We start from the raw sequence: 12,360 nt of genomic DNA, 5'->3' as shown, positions 1-12,360 counted from the left end.
CTTCCTGTTACCGTTCGACTTGCATGTGTTAGGCCTGCCGCCAGCGTTCAATCTGAGCCATGATCAAACTCTTCAATTTAAAAGTTTGATGCTCATGAATTAAACTTCGTAATGAATTACGTGTTCACTCTTGAGACTTGGTATTCATTTTTCGTCTTGCGACGTCAAGAATCCGTATCTTCGAGTGCCCACACAGATTGTCTGATAAATTGTTAAAGAGCAGTGCAACGCGGCTTTCGCTCACCGTTGCGAGGTGGCGTATATTACGCTTTCCTCTTTCAGAGTCAACCCTGAATTTCAGGATTTTTCTCTTCAACCGACCGGCTGTTTGTGTGAAGTGTTTCACATCCGCCGTGTCGATGGAGGCGCATTATAGGGATCCCATTTTTTTGCACAAGCGTTTTTTGGATCTTTTTTTCTGTTTGTTGATTTTTCATCCCTTTCGCTCCATTCCTGCGCAAAGTGGCGATTTTTTGATGCTATCTCCCCTTGCACAACGCCGTTAAAGCAACCAAAGTCTTCATGACTATTCATTTATGATGAGGTAGACATGTCTGACACATTACGTCCTTATAAGGATCTTTTTCCTGAAATCGGTCAGCGCGTGATGATCGATACCAGCAGCGTGGTTATTGGCGATGTCCGTCTGGCGGATGATGTCGGGATCTGGCCGCTTGTGGTGATTCGCGGCGATGTGAATTACGTTGCGATAGGGGCTCGTACGAACATTCAGGATGGCAGCGTTCTTCACGTAACCCACAAGTCTCCATCCAATCCACACGGCAACCCATTAATCATTGGCGAAGATGTTACCGTTGGCCATAAAGTTATGCTGCACGGCTGTACCATCGGTAACCGCGTACTGGTCGGTATGGGCTCCATTGTGCTGGATGGCGCGATAATAGAAGATGACGTAATGATTGGCGCGGGAAGCCTGGTGCCGCAGCACAAACGGCTGGAAAGCGGCTATTTATATCTTGGCAGTCCGGTAAAACAGATCCGCCCCCTAAGCGATGCTGAGAGATCGGGCCTGCAGTACTCCGCCAATAACTATGTAAAATGGAAAGACGACTATCTTTCTCAGGATAACCATATCCAACCGTGATCGTCTTCCTGCTGGGCCAGGATTAATGCTTCAGCCTCTTCTTCCAGGTCCCAGCGATACTCACGAAAAATGGCCAGCCATTGCTCCGCTGTTTCTCCACCAAAGCGATACGCCAGTACATCTTTTTTTATTGCACACGTGAGTTGCATCCCATTAACCAGGGCGGGAAAGATGACAGCGCTGGCGGCAGTATCCCATTCTTCGCGGTCAGGAAATTGTATGGCCTGGTTCACGCTAATAATTCCTGCTGTAGCAGCTCAATCACTGGCTCGACCTGCGGTAATACACCGTGCCAAAGCAAAACGGCATGTGCAGCCTGCCCCACCAGCATTCCCAGCCCATCTGCGTAGCGTTTTGCGCCCTGTTGTACACACCAGGAGAGAAATGGCGTATTCCCTTTTTGATAGAACATGTCATAGCAACAGAGGGAAGGGTGAATAAGTGACGCCGGAATCGCCGGGATTTCGCCCCGTATGCCGCTGGAGGTCGCATTAATAATCAGGTCAAACTCACAACCATCCAGCTTGTCCATATCCATAGCATGAACGCTGCCGGTATGAGCAAAGATTTTCGCCAACGCTTCGGCACGTGAAGCTGTACGGTTAGTGATAGTGACCGCGCAATCCAAAGAAAGCAGAGGTAACAGCACGCCCCGGGATGCGCCGCCCGCGCCAATCAGCAAAATACGCCATCCTGGGCGGATAAAATTTAACCGTTTGAGATCGCTTAATAAACCGATACCGTCAGTATTGTCGCCAAGCAAACGACCATCTTCCAGCCGTTTTAATGTATTGACGGCTCCCGCCAGCGATGCTCGTTCCGTTAACTCATCCGATCGCGCAAACGCCTCCTCTTTAAAAGGTACTGTGATGTTTGCGCCTTTTCCCCCTGCCGCGAAAAAGGCATCAAGCGTATTAATGAAATTATTAATAGGGGCCAGCACGCGACCATAGGGGTGAACAATATCTAGCTGCTGAGCAAATTGCTGATGAATAAATGGCGATTTGCTGTGCGCAATCGGATTTCCAAAAACAGCATAGGTTTCCATCATATTACCCCTGTCGAAACAGTTCGCCCGTCAGAGCATCGCGAATTTCTGAAGGATTTAAACGCCCACCCGTTGCGCCTTCAACCACCGGAAAATCATCACCAAATTGCGCACGCACCTCTTCAACGGTACGGCATGGCGGTAATCCGCTCAGATTGGCGCTGGTGGAAACCAGCGGTTTGCCATACGCATTGCATAGCGCGACCACCAGCGGGTGATTAGTAACACGAACGGCCAGGGAATCAAAACGTCCCGTGAGCCACCGCGGCGTTGTCGCGGGCGCAGGAAAAACAAACGTTACCGGCCCGGGCCAGCAATCAAATACCGCTTTACGCTGTGCGGCGGTAAGTATGCTGTCATCAATATAAGGTTTTAACTGCTCAAAGCTGGCGGCAATCAAAATGAGTCCCTTATCGACGGGCCGTTGTTTTAACGCCAGCAGGCGCGTAACGGCTGTTTCACTATCGGGATCGCAGCCGACGCCGAAAACGGCTTCTGTTGGATAAGCGATGACATTTTCTTTATTCAGGAGATCTACCGCCGCGGCGATAGATCCTGTTGGCAGGTTATTATTCACTTGTTTATTCCACCGGAACCGGCTTTCCACATTGTTTACTGGCGCAAAAGCGCTTCACGCCCTGCGCGGTTTTCTTTTCGATGAGTAGCGGATAATGGCACTCGGGGCATTCCCCCGCAACCGGTGTGAAGTTAATGACGAACTGACATTCCGGGTAGCGATCGCAGGAATGAAAGATTTTACCGTAACGAGAACGGCGCTGGACCAAATGTCCTTGCTGGCAGGCTGGACAGGCAATCGCCGTTTCATCCGGTTTATCAATAACCACTGTATGTTCACATTGCGGATACTGACTGCATCCGATGAACATGCCAAAGCGCCCCTGACGCAGCACCAGCACGGCGCCACACTCAGGGCACAGTTGCCCCTCCAGAATTTTAACGATATGTCCGTCCGCCTGACTTTTCAGCGGGCGAACATAATCGCATTCCGGATAGCGAGAACAGCCGAGAAACGGACCATGTTTCCCGGAACGAATTACCAGTTCGGCCCCGCACTGCGGGCAGGGCTCATTTTTACGCACCGAAAACAGTGCTGATTTAGCCATATTCACTCATGCAGCATTAACACCTATCAATGCAGCATACCTTCATTTACCTCAAAGAGTAATTCTTCCATTTGCTGATAGGCGTTTTCACAGCCCGGAATGTTGAATAACACCATCAAAATAACCCATTTCAAGTCTTCCAGGTCAAACTCTGCGGTATCCAGCGCCAGCACACGCTCAATCACCATTTCTCGTGTTTCGAGGTTTAGCACCTGAATCTGCTCAAGGAATAACAGGAACCCCCGGCAACTGGCATCAAGCCTTTCACACTCTTCAGCCGTATAAATGCGCATTGAAAGAGGGTCGGAAGCAAGTTGCATGGGTTCCGCGAGGCCATCCTGATAGTCAGCGAGTTTTTCCAGCCACAGCAGCGCATTGTAGATGTCTTCGCGATCAAACCCAGCGTCGGTGAGATCACGCTCCAGTCTGTCCTGATCCACGCGCAGCTCGGCTTCGTTATGGATGTATGTTTCAAACAAATACATTAGTACGTCGAACATGGCTTGCCCTCCTTAATCGGACATAGCCGCCGGGTACAGCTGCGATCCATCCTGCTAACTCCAGTTCGAGTAGCTGAGCCACTACCGCTGGCACAGGTTGGCCGGCACGTTCAGCGACGACGTCAACAGGTGTTACCTCATCTCCTACGTTAGCCAGGAGCTCAGGAAATGGCAATGCCGCCTCATCCTGATTTAGTGAATAAAGTGAATTTTCCGCCGTAGTTGGCAACCAGTGTAAGCCGTATTGCAAATTTTCCAGAATATCCTCCGGCGTCGTCACAAGCGTAGCCCCTTGTTTAATTAACCAGTGCGTGCCTTCGCTTCCCGGACTACCGATAGGACCTGGTAATGCAAAAACGTCCCGTCCCTGTTCAAGCGCGCAGCGCGCCGTCACCAACGAACCGCTGCGCAACGCCGCCTCGATTACCAGCACGCCTTTGCTCAGTCCGCTGATAATGCGGTTTCTGCGAGGAAAATGTTGCGGTAGCGGAGGCGTTGAAAGCGGAAATTCTGAGACCACTGCGCCGCCGGCGGCAATCAAGTTTTCAGCCAGCATGGCATGTCGGCGAGGATAAATCTTTGCCAAGCCATTCCCTAACACCGCTACACTTTTTCCCCCCATACTCACCGCGGCGTTGTGTGCTACGCCATCAATTCCCCGGGCAAGGCCACTGGTGATCGTCAAACCGCTTTTCGCAAGGCTTTCGCAAAGCAGACGTCCCCAACGTTCTCCATACCAGGAGTGGCTCCGGCTCCCTACGACGGCAAGTTGGCAGGTATGCAGACAGGCAGGATCGCCGTCAATAAAAATAGCGCCGGGATAATCGTCAATAGCACGCAGTTGGGGAGGATAAATTTCACTATCCGCACACAGAAAATGGTGCTGCGGTAGTTCAAGCCAGCGTAACGTCTCATCAAGCACACCTGCTGGAAGCTGTAAAAAACGTTCAGCTTGCCGCGCGGTAAGACCAGCCTCCTGAAGGTGCGTGCGATTTATCTGAGGCTGGCGAATAAGCGAATTCGCCATGTTCAACATCGCCTCGCCATAAAGGTCGCCGACGTACATTAAACGTAACCAAATTTCGGTACGGGCCATCCTTTCCCTCCCCTGCCACAAGCAGTCTGAACAATCTTTGCGATTGGTCACTGATGCTGTCAATCAGGTGGGGATTTGTCTAGAATAGAGGTAATAATCTTTTCAACTCCTGAACACAACTCTGGATAATTATGTCAGTTTTGCAAGTGTTACATATTCCGGACGAGCGCCTTCGCAAAGTCGCAAAGCCGGTTGAAGAAGTGAATGCAGAAATTCAGCGTATCGTCGATGATATGTTCGAAACGATGTACGCGGAAGAAGGTATCGGTCTGGCCGCAACGCAGGTCGATATCCACCAGCGGATCATCGTGATTGACGTTTCGGAAAACCGCGACGAGCGCCTGGTACTCATTAACCCGGAATTGCTGGAGAAAAGTGGCGAAACGGGTATAGAAGAAGGCTGTCTGTCGATTCCGGAACAGCGTGCTTTAGTGCCGCGCGCCGAGAAAGTGAAAATCCGCGCACTGGATCGCGACGGCAACCCGTTTGAGCTTGAAGCGGATGGTTTGCTGGCAATTTGCATTCAGCATGAGATGGATCATCTGGTCGGTAAACTGTTTATCGATTATTTGTCGCCGCTGAAGCAACAACGTATTCGTCAGAAAGTAGAAAAACTCGACCGCCTGAACGCCCGGGCTTAAAGGACAAGAACCAACGTGTCAGATTCACTACGTATTATTTTTGCGGGTACACCTGACTTTGCAGCGCGTCATCTCGACGCGCTGTTAACTTCTGGACATAACGTTGTCGGCGTATTTACCCAACCCGATCGTCCAGCAGGTCGCGGCAAAAAGTTGATGCCCAGCCCGGTAAAAGTGCTGGCGGAAGAAAAAGGCCTGCCCGTTTTCCAGCCCGTGTCGCTTCGTCCTCAGGAAAACCAGCATCTGGTTGCTGACTTACATGCCGACGTCATGGTTGTCGTAGCATATGGTCTGATTCTCCCAAAGGCAGTGCTGGATATGCCCCGTCTCGGATGTATCAATGTTCACGGTTCGCTGCTTCCACGCTGGCGCGGCGCGGCGCCTATTCAGCGCTCACTCTGGGCAGGCGATGCGGAAACCGGCGTCACAATTATGCAGATGGATGTAGGGCTGGATACCGGCGACATGCTGTATAAACTTGCGTGCCCGATTACCGCAGAAGATACCAGTGGCTCACTGTATAATAAGTTGGCTGAACTTGGCCCGCAGGGGTTAATTACCACACTAAAACAACTGGCGGACGGCACAGCGACGCCTGAAGCGCAGAATGAAGCGCTGGTCACTCATGCGGAAAAGCTCAGTAAAGAAGAAGCGCGTATTGACTGGTCTCTCTCTGCAGCACAGCTGGAGCGTTGCATTCGCGCCTTTAATCCGTGGCCAATGAGCTGGCTGGAAATCGACGGCCAGCCGGTAAAAGTCTGGCAGGCGTCCGTCATTGAGGACGCCACGCAGTCGCTGCCGGGAACCATTCTGGCCGCGACGAAACAGGGCATTCAGGTTGCAACAGGCAAGGGGATATTAAATTTGCTTTCGCTTCAGCCTGCCGGCAAAAAAGCGATGAGCGCCCAGGATCTGTTAAATTCACGCAAGGAATGGTTTATTCCTGGTAACCGTCTTGCCTGACGGTCACGTCTTTATACGCCCGGTGTTACCGGGCATTTTTATTTTATACATATGAAAAAACAAAACAATTTACGTAGTCTGGCAGCACAGGCCGTTGAACAGGTCGTCGAACAGGGACAATCATTAAGTAATGTGCTCCCGCCGCTGCAACAAAAAGTCGCCGATAAAGACAAAGCGCTACTTCAGGAGCTGTGCTTTGGCGTCCTGCGCACCCTTTCACAGCTGGAATGGCTGATCAATAAGCTGATGTCTCGTCCAATGACCGGCAAGCAGCGTACAGTGCATTACTTAATTATGGTCGGCTTTTATCAGTTGCTGTACACCCGCGTTCCTCCCCATGCGGCGCTGGCTGAAACCGTTGAAGGCGCGGTCGCCATCAAACGTCCGCAGTTGAAAGGGTTAATTAACGGCGTCCTGCGCCAGTTTCAGCGCCAGCAGGAAACGTTGCTTAATGAGTTTGCGACCAGCGATGCGCGCTTTTTACATCCAGGTTGGCTGGTAAAGCGTTTGCAAAATGCTTACCCCACACAGTGGCAACACATTATTGAAGCGAATAACCAGCGTCCACCGATGTGGCTACGTGTAAATCGTACACACCACACCCGCGACGGTTGGCTTGGCTTACTTGAAGACGCAGGCATGAAGGGATATCCCCATCCCGATTATCCCGACGCTGTACGTCTGGAAACGCCAGCTCCGGTACATGCTTTACCCGGTTTTGCTGAGGGTTGGGTAACTGTCCAGGATGCCTCTGCGCAGGGATGTGCGGTTTTTCTCGCTCCTCAGAACGGTGAGCACATTTTAGACTTGTGCGCCGCGCCCGGCGGTAAAACCACGCATATTCTCGAAGTGGCCCCCGAAGCAGACGTGTTGGCGGTTGATATTGATGAACAACGACTCTCCCGCGTTTACGACAACCTAAAGCGTCTTGGGATGAAAGCGACAGTTAAACAAGGGGATGGACGTTATCCCGCCCAATGGTGCGGCGAGCAGCAGTTTGACCGTATTCTGCTGGATGCGCCCTGCTCCGCAACCGGCGTCATTCGCCGTCATCCAGATATCAAATGGCTGCGTCGCGATCGCGATATCGCGGAACTGGCGCAATTACAGGCGGAAATTCTTGATGCCGTCTGGCCGCGCCTGAAGCCTGGCGGGACGCTGGTTTACGCCACCTGTTCCGTACTGCCGGAAGAAAACCGCGATCAGATCAAAACCTTTTTGCAACGCACTCCCGATGCCGCGCTCAGCGAAACGGGAACACCTGATCAGCCAGGACAGCAAAATCTGCCGGGCGGCGAAGAAGGTGATGGGTTCTTTTACGCTAAGCTAATCAAGAAGTGATGAGATAACGGGCCACGACTGATGAAAATTATCATACTGGGCGCAGGGCAAGTTGGCGGAACACTGGCGGAAAACCTGGTCGGCGAAAACAACGACATCACGGTGGTTGATACCAACGGCGAACGGTTACGCAGTTTGCAAGATAAGTTCGATCTACGCGTAGTTCAGGGGCATGGTTCGCATCCCCGCGTGTTGCGCGAAGCGGGCGCTGACGATGCGGATATGCTGGTCGCTGTCACCAGTTCAGATGAAACTAATATGGTTGCCTGCCAGGTAGCCTATTCACTCTTCAACACTCCAAACCGTATCGCCCGCATTCGATCCCCGGACTATGTTCGCGATGCGGATAAACTCTTTCATTCTGAAGCGGTTCCGATTGATCATCTGATCGCGCCGGAGCAGTTGGTTATCGATAATATTTATCGTCTGATCGAGTATCCGGGAGCATTACAGGTTGTAAACTTTGCTGAAGGGAAAGTCAGTCTGGCAGTAGTAAAAGCCTACTATGGCGGTCCACTAATAGGTAACGCGCTCTCGACAATGCGAGAACATATGCCGCATATCGATACTCGCGTTGCCGCAATTTTCCGTCATGACAGACCAATCCGTCCTCAGGGCTCGACTATCGTGGAAGCAGGGGATGAAGTCTTCTTTATTGCGGCTTCACAGCATATCCGTGCAGTAATGAGCGAATTACAGCGTCTGGAAAAACCCTACAAGCGCATCATGCTGGTGGGCGGCGGCAATATCGGCGCCGGGCTGGCAAGGCGTCTGGAAAAAGACTATAGCGTTAAATTGATCGAACGCGATCAACAACGCGCCGCAGAACTGGCTGAGAAACTGCAAAACACGATCGTCTTTTTTGGCGACGCTTCCGATCAGGAATTGCTGGCGGAGGAGCATATTGATCAGGTCGATCTCTTTATCGCGGTCACTAACGATGATGAAGCCAATATCATGTCCGCGATGTTGGCCAAGCGGATGGGCGCCAAAAAAGTGATGGTGCTGATCCAACGCCGCGCTTATGTCGATCTTGTGCAGGGTAGCGTTATAGATATTGCGATTTCTCCGCAGCAGGCCACCATCTCTGCATTATTGAGCCATGTGCGTAAAGCGGATATCGTCGGCGTTTCCTCACTACGTCGCGGGGTTGCCGAAGCCATCGAAGCCGTCGCGCACGGCGATGAAAGCACTTCCCGCGTGGTTGGCCGCGTCATTGACGAAATAAAACTGCCACCAGGCACCATTATTGGCGCGGTCGTTCGCGGTAATGATGTCATGATTGCTAATGACAATTTGCGCATTGAACAAGGCGATCACGTCATTATGTTTTTGACCGATAAAAAGTTTATTACCGACGTCGAACGTCTGTTCCAGCCAAGTCCTTTCTTCCTCTAATTAAAAAGGGCGCTCATTCAGCGCCCTTTTTAATTCCCTTTATTTATCAAGGTTTAATTTATTTCGCTAAACAGAAGCCGTAAATGGAAAATGCCTTAGCATTTGTTAAACTTATAACGTCAGCTGCATAGGGAGAATAAAAATGAGTTTTATTAAAGAATTTCGCGAATTCGCGATGCGCGGGAATGTTGTGGATTTGGCAGTGGGTGTCATTATTGGCGCGGCATTCGGTAAGATTGTTTCTTCACTGGTTGCCGATATCATTATGCCGCCGTTGGGATTGTTAATCGGCGGGATCGACTTTAAACAATTTGCTTTTACGTTACGCGAAGCGCAGGGAGATATTCCGGCGGTCGTCATGCATTACGGCGTGTTTATCCAGAACGTATTTGATTTTGTGATTGTGGCCTTTGCTATCTTTGTTGCCATTAAGCTTATCAACAGACTCAACCGTAAAAAAGCAGAAGAGCCGGCAGCTCCGCCAGCGCCTTCTAAAGAGGAAGTGTTATTGGGCGAAATCCGCGATCTGCTGAAAGAACAAAATAACCGTTCTTAATAAGCAGAAGGCCAGTGGTAAAAAAGTCACTTACTTTCTTGCCACTGGCCTCCCAGTTCCCTCGATTACCGTGTTTACCTTTACGCAGATAACTTCCTTTGCCTTTCTTATTTTTTTCAACGCGTTGCCTGAAAAGGGGATCGTGCAGTAATGCCTCGATGGCATTGTCCTTTATCTGCCCTTTCTTATGTTGATAACGACTCATAATGTCTCCCGATTGTATAAATTAACGGCGCGAGTGTAGCCCCGCCGGTTCAATAAATCAACATCCTGATTTCGCCCCACTGGCCCCCTGCTCCAGGGCTTCCAGAATGGAACAATAGACGCTACTGTGGGCCGTTCCGCAACAAGCATCATTAAGCCTTTGTAACGAACGCTGCATCGTTTGCAGTTCCGCAATCCTGGCTTCAACCTCCTGCAATCGCTCTTGCACAATACTTTTTGATTCCTGACAGGTATGGTGCTCAGGATCAATTCGGATCGATAAAAGCTCGCGGATCGAGTCGAGCGTGAAACCCAACTGTCGCGCATAACGAATAAACTTGAGACGCTGCAGATCGTTTTCGGTATATAGACGAAACCCGCCTTCAGTACGTACCTCATGATCCATCATCTGCTGTTTTTCATAGTAGCGAATGGTATCAGGCGTTACGTCTGCCAGCTTTGCCAGCTCACCAATGCGATACATACAAGCTCCGTTAATTATCGTTGATTTTATGCAGCAGTTTTTCTGCATACTCACCGTGTAAAAAGTCGGTACTCAACCCAGCCTGCCGAAGTTTTAGTTCAAGCAGGGAGAGCTGGCGACTAACCTGATGGTATCGAGGGTCATCTTCCCGGATACTGTTGAGGATATCAAGTAACTGAATAGCGTCTCTGCGCTGCTCCAGTTCAGGGGGAAGACAGCCCGCATTCTTGAGTAAGCGATAACCCACACGAAGTTCCGCCGGCACATGAGAATCATCATCCAGAATAAGCGGCTCGCCGCGGCCAGGCAAATTATCAAACTCGCCTTTACGCTGTGCCTCGATAATATGACGCTCTGCCCACTGGTCAAGTAACCACATGTGTCGCTCCAGGGATTGAACGAAAAGAATACAATTATTGTAGATATGTGCGGTTCAGGAGGGTATAAAAAAACCCGCCGAAGCGGGTTTTTTTACGTTACTACAGATTACTCTGCAGCAGCTTCTGTTTTCTCTGAACGATCAACCAGCTCGATGTATGCCATCGGCGCGTTGTCGCCTGCACGGAAGCCACACTTCAGAATGCGAGTGTAACCACCGGCGCGGCTCGCGAAACGCGGGCCCAGCTCGTTAAACAGTTTTGCCACGATCTCGTTATCACGAGTACGGGCGAATGCCAGACGACGATTAGCAACGCTATCAGTCTTGGCAAGAGTAATCAGCGGCTCAACTACGCGACGCAGCTCTTTCGCTTTAGGCAGGGTCGTCTTGATGATTTCATGACGAACCAGTGAACCTGCCATGTTGCGGAACATAGCCTGGCGATGGCTGCTGTTGCGGTTCAGTTGACGACCACTCTTACGATGGCGCATGACCTTATCCTTCTCAGTAAAACCTTAACCTGTGATCCGGTTACTCGTCAGCGATGCTTGCCGGTGGCCAGTTTTCCAGGCGCATACCCAGAGACAGTCCACGGGAAGCCAGCACGTCTTTAATCTCGGTAAGAGATTTTTTACCCAGGTTAGGCGTCTTAAGAAGCTCAACCTCGGTACGCTGTACCAGATCACCGATATAGTGGATAGCTTCTGCCTTGAGGCAGTTAGCAGAGCGGACAGTCAATTCCAGATCGTCAACAGGGCGCAGCAGGATCGGATCGAATTCTGGTTTCTCTTCTTTCACTTCCGGTTGACGTACATCACGTAAATCAACGAAAGCTTCCAGTTGTTCAGCCAGGATGGTTGCCGCACGACGAATCGCCTCTTCAGGATCGATTGTGCCGTTGGTTTCCATTTCGATGACCAGCTTGTCCAGGTCGGTACGCTGTTCTACACGCGCTGCTTCAACATTGTAGGCAATACGCTCTACAGGGCTGTAGCAGGCGTCGACCAGCAGACGGCCGATTGGGCGCTCATCTTCTTCCGAATGAATTCGGGTAGAAGCCGGCACATAACCACGACCGCGCTGAACTTTGATACGCATACTAATAGACGCGTTTTCATCGGTCAGGTGGCAGATCACGTGCTGCGGCTTGACGATTTCGACATCCCCATCATGGGTGATATCGGCTGCAGTCACAGGGCCAATGCCAGATTTATTCAAGGTAAGAATAACTTCATCTTTACCCTGAACTCTCACCGCCAGCCCTTTCAGGTTGAGCAGGATTTCCAGGATGTCTTCCTGAACGCCTTCTTTGGTGCTGTACTCATGTAGTACACCATCAATCTCAACCTCGGTCACCGCGCAACCCGGCATCGATGAGAGCAGAATACGGCGCAGTGCGTTACCCAGAGTATGGCCGAAGCCACGCTCTAAAGGCTCAAGGGTCACCTTGGCGTGCGTCGAACTCACTTGCTCGATATCTACCAGGCGCGGTTTTAGAAACTCTGTCACAGAACCCTGCAT

The 12,360-nt window shown here is 50.9% G+C and carries 17 protein-coding genes, 1 rRNA gene and 1 pseudogene; 6 read left to right on the top strand and 13 right to left on the bottom strand.

The window, feature by feature from the left end; translation table 11 throughout:
• Both ABVN44_RS24115 and ABVN44_RS24110 read right to left on the bottom strand, forming a co-directional pair.
• Positions 1-79 (bottom strand): 16S ribosomal RNA (locus ABVN44_RS24115); the annotation flags it as partial.
• A 205-nt stretch (positions 80-284) separates the two neighbouring features.
• A complete protein-coding gene (locus ABVN44_RS24110; protein WP_023232596.1) occupies positions 285-437 on the bottom strand; it encodes a hypothetical protein in 153 nt (50 codons plus the stop codon).
• A 113-nt stretch (positions 438-550) separates the two neighbouring features.
• Here ABVN44_RS24110 and ABVN44_RS24105 point away from each other — a divergent pair, with 113 nt between their 5' ends.
• Entirely contained in the window at positions 551-1,105 is a 555-nt protein-coding gene (locus ABVN44_RS24105) for a gamma carbonic anhydrase family protein (RefSeq protein ID WP_001285635.1), read from the top strand.
• On the opposite strand, the gene ABVN44_RS24100 is transcribed toward ABVN44_RS24105, so the two are convergent.
• The 6 genes from ABVN44_RS24100 to dprA are packed head-to-tail and all read right to left on the bottom strand — an operon-like array spanning position 1,081 to position 4,873.
• Complete coding sequence (locus tag ABVN44_RS24100; RefSeq protein ID WP_001070575.1) at positions 1,081-1,338, bottom strand: DUF1488 domain-containing protein; 258 nt, start codon at positions 1,336-1,338, stop codon at positions 1,081-1,083. The two genes, ABVN44_RS24105 and ABVN44_RS24100, sit on opposite strands and share 25 nt — an antisense overlap.
• Positions 1,335-2,153, bottom strand: a complete 819-nt coding sequence (aroE, locus tag ABVN44_RS24095) for a shikimate dehydrogenase (RefSeq protein ID WP_000451202.1) — start codon at positions 2,151-2,153, stop codon at positions 1,335-1,337. The genes ABVN44_RS24100 and aroE overlap by 4 nt, the downstream gene beginning before the upstream one ends.
• A gap of 4 nt (positions 2,154-2,157) precedes the next feature.
• Complete coding sequence (gene tsaC / locus ABVN44_RS24090; RefSeq protein ID WP_001063613.1) at positions 2,158-2,730, bottom strand: L-threonylcarbamoyladenylate synthase type 1 TsaC; 573 nt, start codon at positions 2,728-2,730, stop codon at positions 2,158-2,160.
• Between the two features lie 4 nt (positions 2,731-2,734).
• Entirely contained in the window at positions 2,735-3,277 is a 543-nt protein-coding gene (locus ABVN44_RS24085) for a type I DNA topoisomerase (RefSeq protein WP_001129708.1), read from the bottom strand.
• A gap of 26 nt (positions 3,278-3,303) precedes the next feature.
• Complete coding sequence (smg, locus tag ABVN44_RS24080; protein ID WP_010835147.1) at positions 3,304-3,777, bottom strand: DUF494 family protein Smg; 474 nt, start codon at positions 3,775-3,777, stop codon at positions 3,304-3,306.
• A complete protein-coding gene (gene dprA / locus ABVN44_RS24075; protein WP_000124526.1) occupies positions 3,749-4,873 on the bottom strand; it encodes a DNA-protecting protein DprA in 1,125 nt (374 codons plus the stop codon). The genes smg and dprA overlap by 29 nt, the downstream gene beginning before the upstream one ends.
• 131 nt (positions 4,874-5,004) lie before the next feature.
• Between dprA and def the strand changes: the two genes are divergently transcribed.
• The 5 genes from def to mscL all read left to right on the top strand — a co-directional run bounded on the left by def (position 5,005) and on the right by mscL (position 9,772).
• Positions 5,005-5,514 (top strand): peptide deformylase, encoded by a 510-nt coding sequence (gene def / locus ABVN44_RS24070; protein ID WP_000114987.1) that lies wholly within the window; start codon positions 5,005-5,007, stop codon positions 5,512-5,514.
• A 15-nt stretch (positions 5,515-5,529) separates the two neighbouring features.
• Positions 5,530-6,477 carry a methionyl-tRNA formyltransferase gene (fmt, locus tag ABVN44_RS24065; RefSeq protein ID WP_001285164.1) on the top strand — a complete coding sequence of 316 codons (948 nt, stop codon included), beginning with the start codon at positions 5,530-5,532 and terminating at the stop codon, positions 6,475-6,477.
• 51 nt (positions 6,478-6,528) lie between these two features.
• Positions 6,529-7,818, top strand: a complete 1,290-nt coding sequence (gene rsmB / locus ABVN44_RS24060) for a 16S rRNA (cytosine(967)-C(5))-methyltransferase RsmB (protein ID WP_023232597.1) — start codon at positions 6,529-6,531, stop codon at positions 7,816-7,818.
• A gap of 21 nt (positions 7,819-7,839) precedes the next feature.
• Entirely contained in the window at positions 7,840-9,216 is a 1,377-nt protein-coding gene (trkA, locus tag ABVN44_RS24055; RefSeq protein ID WP_000691374.1) for a Trk system potassium transporter TrkA, read from the top strand.
• 142 nt (positions 9,217-9,358) lie between these two features.
• Positions 9,359-9,772 (top strand): large-conductance mechanosensitive channel protein MscL, encoded by a 414-nt coding sequence (gene mscL / locus ABVN44_RS24050; RefSeq protein ID WP_000008119.1) that lies wholly within the window; start codon positions 9,359-9,361, stop codon positions 9,770-9,772.
• Position 9,773: 1 nt separating this feature from the next.
• Here mscL and ABVN44_RS24045 read toward each other — a convergent pair.
• The 5 genes and pseudogenes from ABVN44_RS24045 to ABVN44_RS24025 all read right to left on the bottom strand — a co-directional run.
• A pseudogene (locus ABVN44_RS24045) lies at positions 9,774-9,977 on the bottom strand (alternative ribosome-rescue factor A); the annotation flags it as partial.
• A gap of 57 nt (positions 9,978-10,034) precedes the next feature.
• A complete protein-coding gene (gene zntR, locus ABVN44_RS24040) occupies positions 10,035-10,460 on the bottom strand; it encodes a Zn(2+)-responsive transcriptional regulator (protein ID WP_000285585.1) in 426 nt (141 codons plus the stop codon).
• Between the two features lie 10 nt (positions 10,461-10,470).
• On the bottom strand, positions 10,471-10,839 hold the full coding sequence (locus ABVN44_RS24035) for a DUF1992 domain-containing protein (RefSeq protein WP_023232598.1): 369 nt from the start codon (positions 10,837-10,839) through the stop codon (positions 10,471-10,473).
• A gap of 107 nt (positions 10,840-10,946) precedes the next feature.
• The gene (gene rplQ / locus ABVN44_RS24030) at positions 10,947-11,330 is read right to left on the bottom strand and encodes a 50S ribosomal protein L17 (RefSeq protein WP_001216370.1); all 384 of its coding nucleotides are present in this window, start codon (positions 11,328-11,330) and stop codon (positions 10,947-10,949) included.
• A 40-nt stretch (positions 11,331-11,370) separates the two neighbouring features.
• Positions 11,371-12,360 (bottom strand): DNA-directed RNA polymerase subunit alpha, encoded by a 990-nt coding sequence (locus ABVN44_RS24025; protein WP_001162094.1) that lies wholly within the window; start codon positions 12,358-12,360, stop codon positions 11,371-11,373.

The sequence above is a fragment of the Salmonella sp. SJTUF15570 genome, assembly GCF_043357055.1.
GTDB lineage: Bacteria > Pseudomonadota > Gammaproteobacteria > Enterobacterales > Enterobacteriaceae > Salmonella > Salmonella enterica.
This window is presented reverse-complemented; position numbering and strand designations above follow the sequence as displayed.